Origin of the sequence: Nocardiopsis halophila DSM 44494, from assembly GCF_000341245.1 — a bacterium.
GTDB lineage: Bacteria > Actinomycetota > Actinomycetes > Streptosporangiales > Streptosporangiaceae > Nocardiopsis_A > Nocardiopsis_A halophila.
In genome coordinates, this window is the sequence record NZ_ANAD01000208.1 from 1 (window position 1) to 20,353 (window position 20,353).

Annotated in this window: 16 protein-coding genes and 1 pseudogene; 7 read left to right on the forward strand and 10 right to left on the reverse strand. The window is 74.0% G+C overall.

From position 1 onward, the window contains the following. Positions 1-544: 544 nt before the first annotated feature. The 3 genes from D450_RS0123765 to D450_RS0123780 all read right to left on the reverse strand — a co-directional run bounded on the left by D450_RS0123765 (position 545) and on the right by D450_RS0123780 (position 3,707). The gene (locus tag D450_RS0123765; protein ID WP_241483263.1) at positions 545-1,171 is read right to left on the reverse strand and encodes a hypothetical protein; all 627 of its coding nucleotides are present in this window, start codon (positions 1,169-1,171) and stop codon (positions 545-547) included. 97 nt (positions 1,172-1,268) lie between these two features. Beyond that, positions 1,269-1,913: a hypothetical protein gene (locus D450_RS0123770; RefSeq protein WP_241483264.1), complete on the reverse strand. Its 645-nt coding sequence runs from the start codon at positions 1,911-1,913 to the stop codon at positions 1,269-1,271. A gap of 879 nt (positions 1,914-2,792) precedes the next feature. Continuing rightward, on the reverse strand, positions 2,793-3,707 hold the full coding sequence (locus tag D450_RS0123780) for a LysR family transcriptional regulator (RefSeq protein ID WP_017541131.1): 915 nt from the start codon (positions 3,705-3,707) through the stop codon (positions 2,793-2,795). Between the two features lie 92 nt (positions 3,708-3,799). On the opposite strand from D450_RS0123780, the gene D450_RS0123785 reads away from it, so the two are divergent. Together D450_RS0123785 and D450_RS0123790 are read left to right on the forward strand one after the other, a co-directional pair. Further along, a complete protein-coding gene (locus D450_RS0123785; RefSeq protein WP_017541132.1) occupies positions 3,800-4,810 on the forward strand; it encodes a threonine ammonia-lyase in 1,011 nt (336 codons plus the stop codon). 148 nt (positions 4,811-4,958) lie between these two features. Next, complete coding sequence (locus tag D450_RS0123790) at positions 4,959-5,315, forward strand: DUF6247 family protein (protein WP_026128740.1); 357 nt, start codon at positions 4,959-4,961, stop codon at positions 5,313-5,315. Positions 5,316-5,414: 99 nt separating this feature from the next. On the opposite strand, the gene D450_RS0123795 is transcribed toward D450_RS0123790, so the two are convergent. The 6 genes from D450_RS0123795 to D450_RS0123820 all read right to left on the reverse strand — a co-directional run bounded on the left by D450_RS0123795 (position 5,415) and on the right by D450_RS0123820 (position 14,227). Beyond that, positions 5,415-7,553 carry an ABC transporter ATP-binding protein gene (locus tag D450_RS0123795; RefSeq protein ID WP_017541134.1) on the reverse strand — a complete coding sequence of 713 codons (2,139 nt, stop codon included), beginning with the start codon at positions 7,551-7,553 and terminating at the stop codon, positions 5,415-5,417. Further along, positions 7,550-8,443: an ABC transporter permease gene (locus D450_RS0123800; RefSeq protein ID WP_017541135.1), complete on the reverse strand. Its 894-nt coding sequence runs from the start codon at positions 8,441-8,443 to the stop codon at positions 7,550-7,552. Before D450_RS0123800 ends, D450_RS0123795 begins: the two co-directional genes overlap by 4 nt. After that, a complete protein-coding gene (locus tag D450_RS0123805) occupies positions 8,436-9,446 on the reverse strand; it encodes an ABC transporter permease (protein ID WP_017541136.1) in 1,011 nt (336 codons plus the stop codon). Before D450_RS0123805 ends, D450_RS0123800 begins: the two co-directional genes overlap by 8 nt. Positions 9,447-9,473: 27 nt before the next feature. Beyond that, entirely contained in the window at positions 9,474-11,252 is a 1,779-nt protein-coding gene (locus tag D450_RS0123810; RefSeq protein ID WP_017541137.1) for an ABC transporter family substrate-binding protein, read from the reverse strand. 384 nt (positions 11,253-11,636) lie between these two features. Continuing rightward, entirely contained in the window at positions 11,637-13,610 is a 1,974-nt protein-coding gene (locus tag D450_RS0123815) for an endonuclease/exonuclease/phosphatase family protein (RefSeq protein ID WP_017541138.1), read from the reverse strand. Positions 13,611-13,795: 185 nt separating this feature from the next. After that, positions 13,796-14,227, reverse strand: coding sequence for an RICIN domain-containing protein (locus tag D450_RS0123820; protein WP_017541139.1), 432 nt, complete (start codon positions 14,225-14,227; stop codon positions 13,796-13,798). A gap of 286 nt (positions 14,228-14,513) precedes the next feature. On the opposite strand from D450_RS0123820, the gene D450_RS0123825 reads away from it, so the two are divergent. Continuing rightward, entirely contained in the window at positions 14,514-15,113 is a 600-nt protein-coding gene (locus D450_RS0123825; RefSeq protein ID WP_017541140.1) for a hypothetical protein, read from the forward strand. A 111-nt stretch (positions 15,114-15,224) separates the two neighbouring features. On the opposite strand, the gene D450_RS0123830 is transcribed toward D450_RS0123825, so the two are convergent. Next, a complete protein-coding gene (locus tag D450_RS0123830) occupies positions 15,225-15,437 on the reverse strand; it encodes a hypothetical protein (protein ID WP_017541141.1) in 213 nt (70 codons plus the stop codon). A gap of 164 nt (positions 15,438-15,601) precedes the next feature. On the opposite strand from D450_RS0123830, the gene map reads away from it, so the two are divergent. From map to D450_RS0123850, 4 genes and pseudogenes are all read left to right on the forward strand, one after another. Next, positions 15,602-16,453, forward strand: a complete 852-nt coding sequence (gene map / locus D450_RS0123835) for a type I methionyl aminopeptidase (protein ID WP_083932773.1) — start codon at positions 15,602-15,604, stop codon at positions 16,451-16,453. A 208-nt stretch (positions 16,454-16,661) separates the two neighbouring features. Then, a complete protein-coding gene (locus tag D450_RS0123840) occupies positions 16,662-17,495 on the forward strand; it encodes a M55 family metallopeptidase (protein ID WP_017541143.1) in 834 nt (277 codons plus the stop codon). Positions 17,496-17,533: 38 nt separating this feature from the next. Beyond that, positions 17,534-18,872 (forward strand): annotated as a pseudogene (locus D450_RS31125) (M20/M25/M40 family metallo-hydrolase). Between the two features lie 52 nt (positions 18,873-18,924). Then, positions 18,925-20,353 (forward strand): alpha/beta hydrolase family protein (locus D450_RS0123850; RefSeq protein WP_026128742.1); only part of this gene is annotated, 1,429 nt, incomplete at its 3' end.

Consider the following 20,353-nt stretch of genomic DNA (forward strand, 5'->3'; position numbering starts at 1 on the left):
CGGGCGAGGCCGAAAGCTCCACCACTCCAATGGACACGACCTGGGGAACCGCCCCGCTTCCTCGTCGCCGCCGTTCCCCCTGGCCCCGAAGAGCCCTGCCGCTCGGCAAGCAGGCCGGAGCGGGGAACCAGCCGTGCCGTCGTCGCTGCTCATCGCCGGGACCGCGGGAGGCCCGGCGGCCGACGAGCAGCACCGGGCAACCGCTTCGCCCCGTCGTCGCCGCCCTCTCCCTGGCGCCTCGGCGACCCGCCACCCGGCAAGCAGCCGTGAGCGGGGCACCAGCCGGGCCGTTGTCGCCGCTGTTCCCGGGCCACTGGCGACCCGGCGGCCGACCGGAGGTCAAAGGGGCCCGTCCCGATCCACCGGCGGACGATCCGGCCGGGCGGCAGGCGCCTCGTGGCGGTCCTCCGTGCGCCGGAGACCGCTCAGCGGGCCGGGCGCGGGACCGCCCGCGGGGGGCACGGCGGACGGTCCCGCGGTCAGGGACGCGATCGCGGCGCCATGGAGGCGCGCGGCGCGGTCGGGGTACCGCAGGGCCGTGGGGTCACCGCGGGCGGTGCACCGAGGCCGCGGTGTGCAGCAGCCAGGTGCGGAAGCCCGTGGCGTCGCGGATCAGCCCGGCCGAGACCGCGGCGTGCAGCTCGCCCTCGGCGCGCCGCTCGGCGAGGGTCTGGGCGTCGGCGAGGGCGATGGCGTGCACGGTGAGCCGGTGCCCCTCGGGCAGCGACCCGCGCGCCTCGGCCGCGGTGCCGCGGACCCCGGCGCCCATCAGCAGGTCGGCCAGGGCCCGCTTGGCGCCCCCGTCCCACCAGGCCTGGAACGGGGGCCAGGCGGCGCGCAGGTGCGCGGCCAGCCCGTCGGCACCGCCGAGCGAGGAGAAGTGCGGCGGGTCGCAGCCGGTGGGGGCGCCGTCGGTACGGGCCGCGGAGCCCGCGGTGCCGGTGCCCGGGCCGCGGAGGGGGGCGCCGTGCGCGGCCGCCTCCCTCCACAGCCGCCTCCGCCATGTGCGCCACTCCTCGTGGACGGCCTCCCCGGGGGCGGGCACCGCGTCCCGGCCGGTCGGCTCGGGCGTGAAGTCGGCGCCGCCGCGGTCGGGCTCGGCGAACCACAGCCAGTTCAGGCTCCAGGGGGCGTCCAGGGCGAGCTCGGGCGAGGAGGGGCGCGTCCGCATGGCCGTCACCGTCCGTTCGGTCAGGGGAGCCGGGCGGGGGCGCGGCCGTCCGTCCGCGTCCCCCGGCGCCCGGGGGACCGGCCGGCCCCCGCCGCGGTCACTGGATCCACTGGGTGTCGTTGGGGCCGAGCGCCGTGCAGATCTGGAAGTTCGACAGGAAGGCCCAGCCGTTGTCCACCATTCCGTCGTAGAGGTCGGTGGCGGGGACCATGCCGTAATAGTCCTGGCTCCAGTCCTGGCTGTCCAGGACCCCTCCGTCCTCGAAGGTCTGCTCGTAGCGGGTGTCCCCGGCACCGATCACGGCCGACTCCCAGCCGTAGAACCAGGCGTTCTCGTTGACGTGGAAGCCGGTCCACACCATGTAGCCGCGGTTGCCGGTGCTGAAGAGCCACAGGTAGGAGTAGCCGCAGTCGCCGATGACCAGGTCTTCGGTGCCGACCTCGCCCTTGCTCTCCTGCCACTCGGTGTAGGCCTGCTCGGGCAGCTCGATGCTCTGCCCGTTGTCGAGCCGAGCCGTGGCGCCCTCGCCGTCGGCGTCGGGCACGGCCGAGGTGATGTTGGCCGCCTCCATGGGGACCTTGACGACCTGCGCCGCGGCGCCTTCGGGCACCTCCGGGGGCGCGTCGGGCGCCGGGGACGGGGAGGCCGAGGCGGGCGCGGGGGCCGCCAGGGCGAGGGCGGCCCCGGAGACCAGCGCCGCGGCGGTGGTCAGCCAGGGCACGGGGGATGTCGTGGAGGGCATGGGTGCTCCTCTTCGTAGAGATCGCCAGGACCGGGGTCCGGTCCTTCGCTCGCACATTCGGGAGGGGAAGGTCATGGAATCCGGAATTCCTCGATCCGGTCCACGGTCGCCGACTCTAGAAGTGTTCTCCCGAATGCGGGAGGCCTAGGCCGGTTTTCGGGCTTCGGCGGTCCTGCGCTCCGATTGCTCTGGTGTCCGCGCATGTGGGGTGTGTTTTTGCAGGTCGATCCAGGGTGTGTTTATCGTTTAGAAAGGAATGGGGAATGCGCGGAACAAGGGGGTGCGGGACCTTTTTCGGGAATGGGGGATCCGCGGCCGATGGGGGCGAAGCGGAATGCCGGTCCTTGTGCTCCGACCGGTCCGCGCGGCGCTGAGGGGCGGCGGCCGGATCCGGCCACCGACCCCTGTGCCGGCCGGTCGTCGGCCGGCGGCGTCGCCGGCGTCCAGCAGGATCCAGGTGTCCGGTGGCAGGCCGGGCCGGTCGTGCGCGGTCCGGTGCTCGTCACGCCAGGACGGGCCGACCGTCTGGCCGACCGTCCGGCGCCAGAAGCGCGCGGCGCCGGACGAAGAACGCGCAGTGGGAGGCGGAGCCGTCGGGCAGAAGGCGGGTGAGGGTGAACCCTGCGGCCGCACCGCCGTGGCGGATCAGGAACACCACCCTGTCGGGCTCGTCGAAGAACCGGGACAGGCGCGGGAACGGGAAGGCCCCCTCCCCGTCGGAATGGGCCCGTGGAACTCGGACATGTCGTGCCGCTCGAACCGGACGAGCCGCTCGACGAGCGCGTGACTCCGCGCCGGCCGGTTCGACGGAGGCGGAGGGGCGGCGTGCGGGGGCCGGGAGAAGGGGGAGGAGGAACGGGGCAGGCCGGCGACAAACGGTCACACGCCCTGGTCCCGGGCGGCCGCCTCTGCGGCCGCGTGCGACAGGGCGCCGATGAAGGCCGCGACGGGCGCGGGCAGGGGAGGGGCGCCGAAGGTCACCACCTCGACCGTGCGCACCCGCCCCGTCGGCGCGGTGTGCAGCCCCTCCCGCCGGTGGGCCCGCAGCGCGAGCCCCGGCAGGGTGCTCACCCCCAGACCTTCGGCGACCAGGGCCTGCACGGCCACGTAGTCGTCGGTCGCGTAGGCGATCTCCGGCTCGAAGCCTTCGGCGGCGCACGCACGCAGCAGCTGGGCACGGCAGCGCTCGCACCCGGTGATCCACCGTCGGTCGGCGTGGTCGCGCAGCCGCGGCGGCCCGGACCGCCGGCCGCCCGGCCCCTGCGGGGCCTCCGGCGTGACGAGGTGGACCGGGTCCTCCAGCAGCGGCACCGCTGCGAACCCCTCGGGGGCGGGCTCGTCGGCGTGGCGGAAGACCACCGCCGCGTCGGCCTCGCCCCGCCGCACCGCCGCCAGCGCCTCCGGCGGCTCGGCCTCGGTCAGGGCGGGCTCCACGCCCGGGTGCGCACGGGCGAACCGCGCGGCCGCCGGGGGCACCAGCACCGCCAGTGCGGACGGGAAGGCGGCCAGCCGCACCCGTCCCCGGGTCAGCCCGGCGTGCGCGGCCAGTTCGGCGCGGGCCTGGTCGATGCGGCCCAGGATCTCCTCGGCGCGGTCGGCCAGGTCCCGGCCGGCGTCGGTCAGCCGGATGCCGCGGCCGCTGCGCAGCACCAGCGCGGTCCCCGCCTCGGCCTCCAGACGGGCGAGGTGGTGGCTGACCGACGGCTGGGCGTAGTGCAGGGCGGCCGCGGCCCCGGTGACCGATCCTTCGCGGGCGATCGCGGCGAACACGCGCAGCCGGGTCTCATCGAACATGCGCCGACGCTACCTGCTCGTATAGAAATGATCGATGGATCAACTCGGAGCCGGCATTTGTCCTATGCCTGATCCGGTCCGACGATGGGCCCATGACCACTGCGGACACCTCCTCGCCCACCGCCCCTGCCGACGCCTCCGCCCCCGCCCCCGCCCCGGGCATCACCGACGTCCTGCGTGCGCGCCGCCTGCTCCAGGGGCGCCTGGAGCCGACGCCGCTGCGCTCCTACCCTGCCCTCGACCGCCGCATCGGCGCCCGGGTGCTCGTCAAGCACGAGAACGCCCAGCCGACCGGCGCGTTCAAGGTGCGGGGCGGACTCGTGCTGCTGGCGGGCATGTCCCGGGAGGAGCGGTCCCGGGGCGTCGTCACCTACTCCACCGGCAACCACGCCCAGTCGATCGCCTACGCCGCCCGCGAGACCGGTGCGCCTTGCGCCATCGTGGTGCCGGAGAACCCGAACCCGGTGAAGGCCGAGGCGATCCGGGCCCTGGGCGCCGACCTGGTCGAGGCCGGGGCCGACCTGGACGGCGCGCGGGAGCGGGCCGAGGCCCTGGCCGCCGAGCGGGGCGCCCGCCTGGTGAGCCCCGGCGACGAGCCGGACCTGATCGCCGGGGTCGCGACGGCCTACCTGGAGCTGTTCGAGCAGGCACCGGACCTGGACGCGGTCGTGGTGCCCGTGGGCGGCGGGAGCGGGGCGGCCGCGGCGTGCATCACCGCGGCCGCGGTGGCGCCGGGGTGCCGGGTGGTCGGTGTGCAGTCCTCGGCCTCCCCGGCGGCGCACGACTCCTGGCGCGCGGGTTCCTGCACGGCGCGCCCGAACCGGACCCGCGCCGAGGGCCTGGCGACCGGGCGGGGGTTCGCGCTCCCGCAGTCGGTGATGCGCGGGCGCCTGGACGACTTCGTCCTCGTCGGCGACGAGGACATCCGCCGGGCCCAGTGGTGGGCGCTGAGCGAGGCCCGCACGGTCGCCGAAGGTGCGGGGGCGGCGGCCCTGGCCGGCGCCTACGCCCTGCGCGCCGACCTCAGGGACCTCCGCGTCGCCGTGGTCTGCACCGGATCCAACGCCGCCCCGGACGAACTCCGCGGACTCCTGGCGGCCTGACGGCGACGACGGCGGCATTCTCGGAACCGGGGACCGCTGGAGGGCGGCTCGGCCATGCTCGGATACCTGGGACGGTCGTGCCCAGGCCCCCGAGGCGGTCGATTCTGCTGGAGTGCTGAGACGGGGTCGAGGGGACCAGGGAGGTATCGTGTCGGGCGAATCTGCTGCATCCGTCAACGAACCGCTGATTCCGCAGCCCGCGGCGACGCCTGAAGCGCTACGGGAAGCGGTCGCCGTCCTGGATTCCGAACGGCTTGGCGAGTTCCTCAGTGATCTCGCGCGAGCGAAAGCCGAGTCGCGAAAGACGTCGAGCATGCGCCCCATGCTCGCTTTCTATAACAAGTGGTCGCAGTTTGCCGCTCTCCATCGGTACCCGGCCAGACGAGAGCGCCTGCGGCAGCTTGAGGCGATCGTCGGGAGCGAGCCCGATCCGGTGAAGAACCGTGCGGCGATCAGAGGGATCGCCGAACTTCTCGCTGAGGCGCGCGCGGAGACCGACGACTGAGCGGCGGGGCCATGTGCCGTGGAGCCCTCGTCTCCGCGTCTGCCCCGAGGGGCCGCCGTCGTTCAAGCGGACGTGCGGCCGTCCATGGCCCCCGCCGGCTCAGGGCCCCTCGGACCACAGCGCCCGCTCCTCCGCGTAGTGGCAGGCGGTCAGGTGGCCGGCGGCCCACGGGTCCAGGGGCGGCTCCTCCTCGATGCACCTGCTCTGCTCCGCCGGGCTCAGCGTGTCCGCGAACTTCGGGCACCTCGTGCGGAAGCGGCACCCCGACGGCGGCGACGACGGGCTCGGGACGTCGCCGGTGACCAGGATGCGCTGCCGCCGCCGCTCCTTGCGGGGGTCCGGCAGCGGGATCGCCGAGACCAGGGTCTGGGTGTAGGGGTGCGTCGGCGACGTGAACAGGCGGTCGGCGGGGCCCGACTCCACCACCTTGCCCAGGTACATCACCGCCACCCGGTCGGCGATGTGCCGCACCACCGACAGGTCGTGCGAGACGAACAGGTACGCCAGGCCGAACTCCTCCTGCAGGTCCTCCAGCAGGTTGACGACCCCCGCCTGGATCGACACGTCCAACGCCGAGACCGGCTCGTCCAGGATGAGCGTGCGCGGGCGCAGCGCCAGCGCGCGGGCGATGCCGATGCGCTGGCGCTGCCCGCCCGAGAACTCGTGCGGGTAGCGCGCCCCGTGCTCCGGTCCCAGCCCCACCGTCCTCAGCAGCCGCTGCACGTCGGCGGCGCCCCCGCGCTCGCGGTACAACCCGTGGATCCGCAGCGGCTCGGCGATGATCTCGGCGACCGTCATCCTCGGGTCCAGCGACGCGAACGGGTCCTGGAACACGATCTGCATGTCCTGGCGCAGCCTGCGCAGGCGCGCGCGGGGCAGCCCGGCGATGTCGGCGCCCTCGAACTCCACCGTCCCCGCGTCGGGGGTCAGCAGCCGCAGCAGCAGCCGCGCCGTCGTCGACTTGCCGCAGCCCGACTCCCCGACCAGCGCCAGCGTCTCGTGCTCGCGCAGGTCCAGCGACACCCCGCACACCGCGTGCACGTCGCCGATCCGCCGCCGCACCACCCCCTTGGACCGCACCGGGAAGTGCTTGACCAGTCCCTTGGCGCTGAGCAGGGGAGCGGCGCCGTCCGGCGCGGGCGGCGCGGTCGAAGGCGGGGCCCGGTCCGGACGGCCGAACAGCGTGTCCGCGCCGTCCTCCTCCAGGCGCTCGCTGAAGTGGCAGGCGGCGGTCCGGCCCGCGCCCACGGACCGCAGCGGCGGCTCCTCGGCGGTGCACCGGTCCTCGGCCATCGGGCAGCGCGGCGCGAACGGGCACCCGGGCGGCGGGGCGAGCAGTGTCGGAGGCGCCCCGGAGATCGGCGCCAGACGCCGGACCCGCTCCTCGTCCAGCCGCGGCCGGCTGCCCAGCAGCCCCAGGGTGTAGGGCATGCGCGGGCGGGAGAAGACCGCGTCCACCGGCCCCTCCTCGACCACCCGCCCGGCGTACATCACCGCCACCCGGTCCACGTGCCCGGCCACCACCCCCAGGTCGTGGGTGATCAGCACCAGCGCGGCCCCCGTGTGCCGCCGCGCCGCCTCCAGCGCCTCCAGTACCTGGGCCTGCACCGTCACGTCCAGCGCGGTCGTCGGCTCGTCGGCGATCATCACGTCCGGGTCGTTGGCCATCGCGATCGCGATCACCACCCGCTGGCGCATGCCGCCCGACAGCTCGTGCGGGTAGCTGCGCACCCGTTCCTCGGGCCGGGGGATGCCCACCGCCCCCAGCAGCTCCACGGCCCGTTCCAGGGCCTTCCGCTCGCTCACGGCCCGGTGCGCGCGCACCGCTTCGGCGATCTGCCGTCCCACCGTGTACACCGGGTTGAGGGAGGTCAGCGGGTCCTGGAAGATCATCGCGATGCGTTCCCCGCGCACCCGGCTCAGCTCCTCGTCGGGCAGGTGCAGCACCTGCTCGCCCAGCACCCGCGCGGCCCCCCGCACCTCGGCGCCGCGCGGCAGCAGCCCCATCACCGCCAGCGAGGCCACCGACTTGCCCGACCCCGACTCGCCGACGATCCCCAGCGCCTCGCCGCGGTGCACCCGGTAGGATACGCCGCGCACCGCCCGTACCCGCCCGTCCTCGGTGGGGAACGACACGTGCAGGTCCTCGATCTCCAGCACCGGCGCGCCCTCCCGCGCCGGCCGGGACCCCGCAACGGGGTCGGACACCGCTTCCACCGCCGCCTCCTCCGCCGTCATGAGCGCACCATGGCCTGCCGGGGGTCCAGGGCGTCCCGCAGCCCGTCCCCGATGAAGTTGATCACCAGGGCGATCAGCACGATCGCCAGCCCCGGCGGGTAGAAGAGCCAGGGCCGGGTGAAGGCCGCCGTCTTGGCGTGCTGCACCATCAGCCCCAGGCTGACGTCGGGCGCCTGGATGCCGAAGCCCAGGAACGACATCGCCGCCTCGACCAGGATCGCCACCGCGATCAGCAGGGTGGCCGCCACGATGATCGGGCCGGCCGCGTTGGGCAGCAGGTGGCGGAAGACGATGCGGGCGTGCGAGGCGCCCGCGGCCCGCGCCGCCTCCACGAACTCCTGCTCGCGCAGCGACAGCACCACCCCGCGCACCACCCGGGAGATCGGGGTCCAGGCGAACGCGGCGATCACCAGCGCCACCCCGTACCAGGTGGTGCCGCCCCGCACGTTCCCGCCGACGGCGGCCACCACCACCAGCAGCGGCACGATGAGCAGCACGTCGACCGCGCGCATCAGCACCGCGTCCACCCACCCGCGGAAGTACCCGGCCACCGCGCCCCACACCGACCCCACCACGGTGGCCAGCACCGTGACGGTGAAGGCCACCTTCAGGGTCTGCTGCATCCCGCGCATCAGCTGGCCCAGCACGTCGTTCCCGGCGCTGGTGGTGCCGAGCGGGTGCTCTGGGCCGGGCGGCGCGCTGCTGGGGATCTCCCCGGACACGGTGTGGTCCCACGTCCACAGCAGCGGGCCAGCGAAGGCGAACAGCACCAGCGCGGCCAGCGCCGCCAGCCCGGCCATGGCCGGGCGGTGCCGCGCGAAGCGGGCGGCGACGGTGCGCAGCCGGCCGCGCGGCGGGGGCGGGGCGCCGTCCCGGACGGTCTCACTCATAGCGGATCCTCGGGTCGAGCACGCCGTAGAGCAGGTCGGCAGCGAGGTTGGCGAGCACCACCAGCGTCCCGGCCAGCATCAGCCAGCCCATGAGCACGTAGGCGTCGCTGGTGCGGACCGCCTCCACCAGCAGGGTGCCCATGCCCCGCCACTGGAAGACGGTCTCGATGAGCACCGTCCCGGCCAGGATCTCGGCGATGGTCACCGCCGCCACGCTGGTCAGCGGGATGAGCGCGGTGCGCAGCGCGTGGCGGCGCATCACCGTTCGCCGGCGCAGCCCCTTGGCGTGCGCCAGGCGCACGTAGTCGCTGTTGAGCACCTCCAGCATGGCGGTGCGCTGGTAGCGGCTCCAGGCGGCGTAGCCGGTGAGCATCAGCGCCACGGTGGGCAGCACCAGGTGCCCGCCGGCGTCGGCGATCCGCTCCCAGAGGTCCATCCCGCGGGTGTCGGCCGCGCTCGCGCCGATCGTGGAGAAGACGGTCGTCCCGAGCTGCCCGTTGGCCCACACCCCCGCCTCCTTGATCAGTGCGCCGAGCCAGAAGGTGGGCATGGCCAGCGCCAGGAAGCCGATGAAGGTCAGCGTGTGGTCCACCACCGAGTACTGGCGCATGGCCGAGACCACGCCGGTGGCCACGGCCAGGCCCAGGGCCAGCAGCACGGCCGCGGCCACCAGCCGCAGGGTCACCCCCATGCGGGCGGCCACCTCGGCGCCCACGTCGAAGGCGGGCCCCTGGACCGAGGGGCCGAACTCGCCCTGCAGCAGCCCGATGTCGCCGTTGCCGCCGATCCCGGTCAGCCACAGCCAGTACCGCTCGTAGGCGGGCCGGTCCAGGTACAGCCGCTCCCGCTCGGCCTGGATCACCTCCTGGGACGGCGGGGGCTGCTGCACCAGCAGGTCGGCCAGCGGGTCGCCGGTGACGTCGATCAGGGCGAAGGAGAACATCGAGGCGGCCAGCAGCACCGGTACGGTCACCAGCAGCCGCCGGATCACGAAGACGAGCACGGGACGCGTCCCTTCCGTGCCGGGCGGTCAGTTCGCCACCGTCCCCCACTCGCCGATGTTGTACGTGGCGCGCAGGCTGTGCTGCCGGTTGTCGCGGATGTTGGTGAAGCCGTCGGTGACGAAGGAGTACCGCGGCTCGTCGGCCAGCGGCAGCACGTAGGCCTGGTCCACCACCAGGCGCCCGGCGTCGTTGGCGTACTCGGCGGCCTCCTCCAGCGTCGTGGCGGTGCCCATCCGGTCCAGCGCCTCGTCGACCTCGGGCACGTCCAGCCCGCCGAAGTTGCTGCCGGACCCGCTGTGCCACTGCTGGCCGGGGTTGATCAGGAACCAGGGCGAGGTGCTCCAGCCGAACTGGACGATGTCGTAGTCCTGGTCGCCCAGCACCCCGCCCAGGTCGTTGATGGCCTCGATCTCGGTGGCCACGCCGATCTCCTCCAGGTGGGACTGGATGATCTGCAGCGAATCCTGGCGCACCTGGTCGGCGGTGGCGCGCAGGCGGAAGGGGCCGACCTGCTCGCCGTCGCGCTCCAGCGTCCCGTCGACGATCTCGTACCCGGCCTCCTCCAGGATCCGCGCGGCCTCCTCGGCGTCCCCGGTGCCCTGCGGCGAGTCGCCGAACAGGTCCTCATGGTGGGGGCTGTCGGCGGCGAAGGTGTGGTTGGTCTTGCGCTGGACCTCGGGGTAGGCGGTGCCGTAGCTGCGCTCGACGATCTCCTGGGCGTCGATGGCGGTGAAGACCGCCCGCCGCAGCTCCACGTCCTGCAGCCACTCGTTCTCGGTGTTCAGGTCGATGTGCTCCCAGCTGGCGCCGGGTCCCACGTCCACCGACACCTCGGGCATGCCGCGCAGCTGCTCGATCACGTCGTCGTTGATCTTGGCCGGGTTGCCGCCGTCGATCTCGCCGTTGGTCAGCGCCGGCACCCAGCTGTTCTCGTTGTCGTTGAACTGCACGATGACGGTGTCGAGGGTGGGCTGCACCTCGCCGTACCAGTTCTCGTTGGGCTCCATGATGACCTGGGTCTCCAGGTCGCCCTCGACGATGGTGTAGGGGCCGCCGGAGTACTCGGGCACGGTCTCGTTGAGCCACTCGAAGTAGGCGCCCACGTCGGCGGGCTCGTCCAGGTCGTAGCCCTGCTCCTCGGCCAGGTGGGCGGGCAGGATGCCGCCGGCGATCTGGTGCGCGTCGAGGAAGCCCCGCCACTCGGGGTTGGCGCGCCCGTCCTTGAGGGTGAACGTGACGGTCTTGCCGTCCTCGGAGGCCTCCATCTCGTCCACGTCGTCGTAGATGCCGGGCTGGCGGGAGCGGCAGCCCTCGCACCAGCCCTCCTCGTCGCTGGTGGACATCTTGACGGTGGCGATGGCGTCGTCGGCCCCGATGGGGGTGCCGTCGTCCCATTCGGCGCCGTCGGCGAAGGTGAAGGAGAAGGTGAAGGGGTCCTCCGAGACCAGCTCGGGCTCTTCGGCGAGCAGGTCCATGTTGAACTCGTAGGTCTCGCCGTCGGGCGCCCACTGCCCGGTGCTCGGCACGATCCCGGAGAGCATCTGCAGGGTGTAGACGCTGCCCCCCTCGGGGGAGACGGTGGTCCAGGCGCCGGGGAAGTCGCTGACCACCCAGGTGATCTCGCCGCCGTCGGCCCGCTCGCCGGAGTTGCAGGTGTTGGGGTCGCTCTCGCACTCCTCCCACACGCCTCCGGCTCCGGTCCCGCCGCCGCCTCCGCCGCCGGTGCACCCGGCCGCGGCCAGGGCGAGCGCGGCCGCCACCGCCGCCGGGCCGGTGAGTCTCGATCTGTTGCGCACGTTGGCCATCCTTCTCCTCGCCGGTTCTGCACCCGGGGGGCGGTGCGCCGGTCCGGGCGGGGTGATTACCGACAGCACACCATCGGGGACGGCGGCGGGATAAGACCGTGGACGCGATTCGTGACGAATCTGAAACCGCATTCTTCGTGAAATGTTCTGACCGGGGGAGGGGCGCGGTGATCCATTGTTGCCCCTGGTGGGCGGGGGCTTGCTAGTGCCTGGAGAGGGAAATGGAGGCACCTGTTTCCATTCATGGGAAGCGTGTAGCGAAGGGGGAGGGGATTCCTCTGGTGGCGGTGGTGCCCTTGGGAATAGAAAAAGGGCGGGCGCGGTGCGCGCCCGCCCTCTGGAAGGGGCGGAGCCGGGAGCCGGTTCCGGGCCCGGGCCGCCGGGTCAGCCGTCCGCGTGCGGCCCCTTGCCGTTCCCGCCCTTGCCGTGGCCGTTGCCGTTCCCGGAGCCGTGGCAGGCGTGCTTCCCCTTGCCCGTGCCCGGCTTTCCGTAGAAGCGCCTCTGCTCCGCGCGGTCGGTCTCCGTGTCGCCGCTCAGCGGGCGGAACCGCAGTACCTGCGGGTCGTGGTCGCTGGCCTGGTCGTGGAACTCGGCGTTGGTCCGCACGATCGCGTAGCACAGTCGGTCGGCCGCCTCGCCGCTGACCAGCATGTGGTCGAGCGACTGCGCATTGCCGTCGTAGACGTAGTTGTAGCGCTCTTCGGCGGGCAGGTCCTCCATCGGGTTGTGCAGGGCGCCGCCGTCGGTGAGCGTGCCCAGCGTCTCGGAGAACCAGAAGTCGTTCAGGTCGCCCACGACCAGGACGTTGGCGTCGGGGCGGGCCTCCTGGAGGTCGTCGACGAACCCGCGGACCAGGGCGGCCTGTGCGTGGCGCTGCACCTCCGAGGAGCGCTCGGGCGGCTGCGCGGTCCCGTGCAGCGCCTCGTCCCCGCCCTTGGACGCGAAGTGGTTGGTCACCACGAACACCGGGCGCCCCTGGAAGGAGAACTCGCCCACCAGCGGCTTGCGGCTGTCCTCCCAGGCCGGGTCCTTGGGGGCGATCCGGCCGGGGGACACGCTCAGGTGCGTCCCGGAGCCCTCGCCGACCACCTCGACCGGGGTGGTGGCGTCGCCGCCCGGGCGGTCGGTGAACGACACCCGCTCGGGGTCGTAGAGCAGCGCGTTGCGGATGTTGCCGCCCGGCTGCCCGCCGTCGCGCCCGTCCTCGGGGTCGATCTGGCGCCACGCGTAGGAGGGGCCGCCGGCCTCCTCGACCGCCGCGGTCAGCCGGTCCAGGGTCCGCTCGGGCGACACGGTGCCGTCGTCTTCGGGGCCGGAGTCGTCCTGGACCTCCTCCAGCGCCACGATCGCGGGCGCCGCCAGCCCGTCGGCCACCCCCTCGGCGAGCCGGTCGAACACGGCCTGGTCGTCCCGGGCCGACAGGTTCTCCACGTTGTAGGTGGCGACCGACAGCTCCCCCTTCCGCGCGGGCTCGGCGGAGGTGCGCTCCAGGCCGTTGTCCACGTGCTCGCCCAGCTCGGTCGCCTTGAGGACGTAGCCGCCGAACCGGGTGTAGTACAGCGGCCCCTGCGTGGTCCCGGCGAGCTCGTCGCCGGTGTCCACCTCGGGGAAGGGGCGCTCGGAGAAGGGGATGAGCGACTCGATCTTGAGCCTGCCTGAGTTGGGGTCGCCGTAGCCGTTGTAGACCGTCCCGCCCCGGGGCGAGGCGTTCTGTCCGGGCTCGGTGGTCACCCACAGCCCGTTGTAGTCGTCGGTCGGCGCCACGGTGCGGGCGTCCTCCACGCGCACCACCATGTGCTCGCGGGACTCCCAGTAGTCCAATGCGAACGCACCGGGCTCCAGCTCGTATCCGCTGATGTCCTCGCCTTCGGGGGCGTAGTCGTCGGGGACCGTGCCCGGCTCCAGCGCGACCGGGTCCGGCACCTCGGCCCGGCGGGACACCTCCCAGGAGGCGTCGGCCAGCTGGGTCACGGTCTGCAGCCCGTCACCGGGGGAGTACTCCTGCACCCGCCCGTCCACGGTGACCCGGTCACCGGGACCGACGTCGGGCGTGGTGTCCGCGGTGTAGACGAACAGGGCCTCGCTGGTGCGGGGGTCGCCGTCGCCCCGGGGGTCCTGGAACCAGAACCCGCGGGCCGAGCCGAAGGCGTTCACCGCGGTCACGACGCCGGTGACGCCCGCGACCTCGCGGCCGTCGTAGGGGGAGAGGCGGGTGGTGCCCTGGACGTCGTGGATGCGCGGGGCCTCGTCGGCCCGGGCGGCGGTGCAGGCGGTGGCCGCGAGCGCGGCGGAGAGCACCGCCGCGCCCAGGACCGAGGGGAATCGGGGCAGGCGGGATGTGCGGGGTGTGGGGGCCACTCCGATCGGCCTTTCCGGATCGCGGGAAGAGGGTCCGATGATGCCGGAGGCCCGTTACCGCTGGGAAGACCCCCGGTGAACGGCGGTGGCCGCGTCCGGGGAGTCCGGAACGGGCGGCCGTGAAGCGGAGGGGCCGGGCCCGGGGGAGGCGGGCCCGGCCGGTTCCGGAAAGGAACGGGAACGGATCAGGCGGGTTCGAAGACCCACTTCTGGAGGGCGCCGTCCTCCCACGGCGGCAGATTCAACCGGCTTCCCTCCGTGTCGCCGGCGAGCGAGAGGGACTGGTCGGCGAACGGATTGCGGATCCGGAACAGGTCCGGCCCGGCCGGTTCGATCGACCAGGGCATGGGAAGCGGTTGGACGGCCGCTTCGAGCGGCTGTCGGCGGCCGAATCCGATTCCGACATACACCGCGCCCAGTACGCTCCTCAGGCGGAACTCGTTCACCCCGTTCACCCCGTCGACGTTCCTGACCTCCCATTTCTGGTTGTCGCCCCGGTGCGGGCCCCGGCCGATCAACGGAGTGGCGGGCCGGGTTCCGCCGCCGGACAGGTCTATGGAGAGGTCGGCGCCCGCGCACGAGATCAGGTAGACGCCGTCGGGAATGAGCGGTGGCATCTCCACTCCGTCGGGAAATCGGGTTGGAAGGCCCCTGAGGGGTCAATGAAGACTCTCTCAAAAACGGGCCGCCGTCACCCGGAGGTTTTCACAGGGATTTCGAACCCCCAGCTCTCGGGCCTGTCCTCATCCGGCCACGTATCGGGAGCCGAATTCCTCTCGAATTCGAGAGGTCGGATTTTCGATGACCGTGCGGGGGCCGTGCGGCGGAAGCGGCGCAGGGGCTCCGCGGCCCCCTCGGCGCGGTCGGCGGAACGGCTGCGCGGCGCCGGGGCCATGGTGCACCATGGGCTGCGTGGACGCCCGACACGTCGCGCAGCTGCGCGACCTCCTCGCTTCGACGCCCTGGGTGGAGCGCGCCGAGGACTTCGCGCGCGCCCTGCGCCGCACCAACGCCCCCGACGGGCTGATGCTGCTGGGCACCCCGGAGGACGAGCCGTGGCACCTGGCGGCGCACCTCGACGACGAGGCGCGCTATGCCGGGATCCCGCAGCTCTCGCCCTCGCTGGTGCGGTGGCAGCCGCCGCCGGACGCGCCCGCGCACCTGCGCATCGGCCTGGAGCGGCTGGAGGACGCCCGGCGCGGGCACACCCTGTTCGTCGTCAACGACGCCCCCGAGGCGCCGGTGCCGCTGCTGGAGCGGGTCGACGACGCCCGCCGCTCCGGGGCCACCGTGCTCTCCCTGGACCAGGGCGACCCCGAGCTCACCGCGATCGCCCACGACGCCATAAGCCTGCGGCCCAAGGCGGCGCCGCTGTCCTTCGACGGCATGCAGCACCTGGTCTCCAGCGCGGCGGGGCAGGCCGAGGAGGTACGCAAGGGCGGTCTGCGCGACCGGATTTCTCGCTTCCTCGACCTGGTCAGCGGGCCGCGCCCGGTCGACTGAGCGGGGCCCGCCGGGTTCGGGCGGGTCGGCCGACGGGGCCGGCGCGGTCGGGACGCGGCCCCGCTGCGGACGCGGTCCGCGCGGCCCCCTCGGCGGCACCCTCCAGTGCCCTCAGTGCCCTTCCTGCTCCCAGGGGTCGTCGTCGGCGTCCCAGGCCTCGTTGCGCTCGGAGACCGTGCGCAGCGCCCCGGCGGCCGACTCCTCGTCGGCATAGGGGCCCAGGCGGAACTTGTTCGGGCAGCCCGCGCCCTTCTCCACCCGGTCGTGTTTCAGGCAGTACCACCAGCGCTGGTCTTCGGGCAGGTCCATCGGGTTGCCGGCCATCTCTGTCGCTCCCTCTGCGCCGTCGTCCCGGGTGCGCGCCGCACCGGGCGCCCGGAGCGGCGCGCACCCGCCTCTTACCCTCGTCACGTGCGGTGCCACACACCGGCGCCGCGCCCCTGTGCGCGAGCCGGTACGGGGGGTCGTCGCGGGTAGACTCCCACGACATGACCACACCGCTTGTTCCCGGGCGAATCTCGCCGCAGCGCTCCGTCCCCTCCACCATCGAGCGGCCGGAGTACGTCGGCAGGAAACGCCCGGTCGAAGGGGTGCTGGGGGACGTGCAGACCCCTGAGACCATCGAGGCCATGCGCGAGGCCGGGCGGATCGCCGCCCAGGCCCTGCAGGAGGTCGGCAAGCACATCGTCCCGGGCGTCACCACCGACGAGCTCGACCGGATCGGCCACGAGTTCCTGCTGGACCACGGGGCCTACCCCAGCACGCTCGGCTACAAGGGCTACCCCAAGTCCCTGTGCTCCTCCCTCAACGAGGTCATCTGCCACGGCATCCCCGACGACACCGTGGTCAAGGACGGCGACATCGTCAACATCGACATCACCGCCTACAAGAACGGCGTGCACGGGGACACCAACGCCACCTTCATCGCGGGCGAGGCCACCGAGGAGCACCGGCTGCTCGTCGAGCGCACCGAGGAGGCCACCCGGCGCGCCATCAAGGCCTGCCGCCCGGGCCGCCAGATCAACGTCGTCGGCCGCGTCATCGAGTCCTACGCCAAGCGCTTCGGCTACGGCGTGGTGCGCGACTTCACCGGCCACGGCGTGGGCCCGGAGTTCCACTCGGGCCTGGTGATCCCGCACTACGACGACCCGCGCGCCGACACCGTCATGGTCCCCGGGATGACCTTCACCATCGAGCCGATGATCACCCTGGGCACCATCGACTACGACCTGTGGGACGACGGCTGGACCGCGGTCACCGCCGACCGCAAGTGGACCGCCCAGTTCGAGCACACCCTGGTGATCACCGAGGGCGGCGCCGAGGTCCTCACCCTGCCCTGACGCGCCCCCGCCCCTGTGGGGGAGGAGAGGAAACGGGCCGAGGCCCTCGACGGTGATCACGTGCGGGCGCTTCCCGCAGGACCGCGCCCGCACGACGGGGGACGCGTCTCCAGACCGGGCCCGGCCCCGATCCCCGGCGCACGCCCTTCGGCCGCCGATCTGCGCGAGGCCTGGCTCCCCACGGGACGCCCGGGATAGGGTCGCCCTCGTGAGGGTGCTGATCTCCGCCGACATGGAAGGCGCCACCGGCGTCACCTGGCCCGCCGACGTCGAGCCCGGCACCGAGCAGTGGCAGCGCTGCCGGTCGATGTTCACCTCCGACGTGAACGCCGCCATCGCCGGGCTGCACGCCGGCGGCGCCACATCGGTCCTGGTCAACGAGGCCCACGCCACCATGCGCAACCTTCTGCTGGAGCGTCTGGACGAGCGGGCCGAGATGCTCACCGGCCGGCACAAGGACCTGTCCATGGTGGAGGGGGTCCAGCGCGGCGACGTCGACGCCGTCGCGTTCGTGGGCTACCACTGCGGCGCCGGGGAAGAGGGCGTGCTGGCCCACACCTACCTGCCCAACTCCATCACCGGGGTGTGGCTGGACGGCGAGCCGGCGAGCGAGGGACGGCTCAACTCCTTCGTGTGCGCCGAGTACGGCGCCCCCGTCGTCCTGGTCACCGGCGACGACAAGGCCTGCGAGGACGCCGCACGCTACGCGCCGCAGGCCCGTACGGCCGCGGTCAAGGACCACGTCTCCCGCTACGCCGCGGTCTGCCGCCCGCCCGGGCGCACCCACGCCGCCATCGCCGAGGCCGCGCAGGACGCCATGGCCCTGGCCGGGCGCACCGAGCCGGTCCGGCACGGGCCGCTCACCGTCGAGGTGGAGGTCGACGCCGAGCACCTGGCCGGCGCCGCCGCCGTGGTCCCCGGCGTGGAACGCGTCGGCGCCCTGCGCGTCCGCTCCACCTCGCCCACCGCCTATGACATGATCCGCTGCTTCAAGGCAGTCGCCACCCTCATCTCCAACGCGGTCGAGAACCGCTACGGGTGACGCTGCCCGGCCAGGCGAGACGAACGAGAAGGGCGCGCGTGCGCGTGGAAGACTTCGCCACCGCCGACGAGGAAGTCGTGCGGTTCACCTCTGAACTGATCCGGATCGACACCACCAACCGCGGGGGAGGCGACGGCGACGAGCGGCGGGGGGCCGNGGTTGGGCGAGGCCGGTCTGGAGCCGCGGCTGCTGGAGTCGGCGCCGCGCCGCTCCAACGTGGTCGCCCGCATCCCGGGCACCGACCCCGCGGCCCCCGCGCTGCTGGTCCACGGCCACCTGGACGTGGTCCCCGCCGACCCGGCGATGTGGAGCACCCACCCCTTCTCCGGGGAGGTGCGCGAGGGCGTGGTGTGGGGACGCGGCGCCATCGACATGAAGAACGCGGTGGCCATGGCCGTGGCCGTCGCCCGGCACTGGGCCCGCACCGGCCGCCGCCCGCGCCGCGACACCGTGCTCGCCTTCACCGCCGACGAGGAGGCCAGCGCCGCCTACGGCGCCCAGTGGCTGGTGCGCACCCACCCCGAGCTGTTCGCCGGGTGCACCGAGGCCGTCGGCGAGTCCGGCGGGCACACCGAGCACGTGCGCGCCCCGGACGGGCGCACGGTGCGGCTGTACCCGGTGGCCGCGGGCGAGCGGGGCACGGCCTGGCTGCGGCTGTGGGCCTCGGGCACCGCCGGCCACGGCTCGCGCCCCAACAGCGACAACGCGGTGCAGGCGGTGGCCGCCGCCGTCGCCCGGATCGGCGAGCACCGCTGGCCGCACCGGCTCACCCCGCTCACCCGGGCGGCGATCACCGAGATCGGCGCGGCGGTGGGCGTCAAGGCGGACCTGGACGCCCCCGGCTTCGACCCCGACCGGGACCTGCCCGGGGTGCTGGACCGCCTGGGCGAGGCCGCCGCCCTGGTGCGCGGCACGGTGCGGGAGAGCGCCAACCCCACCATGCTGAACGCCGGGTACAAGGTGAACGTCATCCCCTCCGACGCGGGGGCCGGGGTCGACGGGCGGGTGCTGCCCGGAGGGCGGGAGTCCTTCGAGGCGGCCATGGACGAGCTGACCGGCCCGCGGGTGGGCTGGGAGTACGAGCACAGCTCCCCGGCGCTGGAGTCCCCGGTCGAGGCGCCGGTCTTCGCCGCCATGCGCGCGGCGCTGCTGGCCTTCGACCCCTCCGGCCACGTGGTGCCGGTGTGCATGGCCGGGGGCACCGACGCCAAGCAGTTCTCCGAGCTGGGCATCGCCGGGTACGGCTTCACGCCGCTGCTGATGCCCCCGGGGCTGGACCGCGACGCCATGTTCCACGGCGTGGACGAGCGCGTGCCGGTGGAGGCGCTCCGCTTCGGCGTCCGGGTCCTGGACCGCTTCCTCTCGACGGTGGAATAGCGGCCCGGCCCTCGGAGGCCGGGCGGTGACGAACAGAAAGGCACGGGTGACCATGCCCCACCTGCCCTACGGTTCCTGGCCCTCGCCGGTCGGCGCGGACGCCGTGGCCCGGCACGACGGCGCCCCGGGGTGGCCGTGCGCCGTCGGCCAGGAGGTGTGGTGGACCGAGCCGCGCCCCGAGGAGGGCGGACGGACCGCGCTGTGCCGCACCCGGCTGGACGAGCCCGAGGACGGGGTGCAGGAGGTGCTGGCCGCCCCGTGGAACGCCCGGACCCGGGTGCACGAGTACGGCGGGCGCCCCTACCTGGTGCTCGACCGCGCCGAGGCGGGTACCGCCGCGGTGTTCAGCGAGTTCACCGACCAGCGGCTGTACCTGTTCTTCCCGGGCCAGGTGCAGGCGCCCTCGCCGCTGACCCCCGAGCCGCCCGAGCCCTCCTCGCTGCGCTACGCCGAGCCGGTGGAGGGGCCGCCCGGGCGGGACGAGGTGTGGTGCATCCGCGAGGAGCACACCGGGCCCGCCCCCACGGACGTGCGCCGGGCGCTGGTGGCGGTGCCGATGGACGGATCGGCGGCCCGGGACCCCGGCCGGGTGCGGGTGGTCGCCGAGGGGCGCCGCTTCCTCGCCTGCCCCCGCATCTCCCCGGACGGTCGGCGCCTGTCCTGGATCGGGTGGGACCACCCGGACATGCCCTGGGACTCCACCTACCTGTCGGTCGCCGCGATCGGACCGGACGGGACCGTCTCGGGTCCGCGCGACGTGGCCGGCGGGCCGGGAGACTCGGTGGTGCAGGCCGAGTGGGGCGACGAGGAGACGCTGTTCTGCGTGTCGGACGCCTCGGGCTGGTGGAACCCCTACCAGATCTCGATCGCGCGCGACGGCGGCGCGGCCCGGGCGCCGGTCGCCCTGGCCCCCTCCCAGGAGGAGTACGGCGGGCCGCTGTGGACGCTGGGGCAGCGGTGGATCCTGCCGATGCGGAGCGGCCTCATCGCGGCCGTGCACGGCACCGGCTCGTCCCGGCTGTCGCTGCTGTGCCCGGACTCCGGGGCGCTCACCGACATCGCCACCCCGCACACCGAGTGGTCGGGGCGGCTGTGCCCGGCCGGGACCGCCGGGGAGGTGGTCGTGGGTGTGGCCGCCTCGCCCGACCTGCCCGCCCAGGTGGTGGCGGTGGTCGCCGCCGACGGGTCGTGGCGCGCGCTGAGCCGCCGGTCGGGGGACGACCCGGAGGTGCGGCACGGGTACGCGCCGCGGGCCGAGCGGCGGGTGTTCAGCGGCCCCGGCGGGCGCGAGGTGCACGCCATCGTCCACCCCCCGCACAACCCCCGCGCCCAGGGGCCCGAGGGGGAGCCGCCGCCGTTCGCGGTGTGGGCGCACGGGGGCCCCACCGGCCGGTCGACCACCGCCCAGGACGCCGAGGTCGCCTACTTCACCAGCCGCGGCATCGGGGTGGTGCAGGTCGACTACGGCGGGGCCCCCCGGG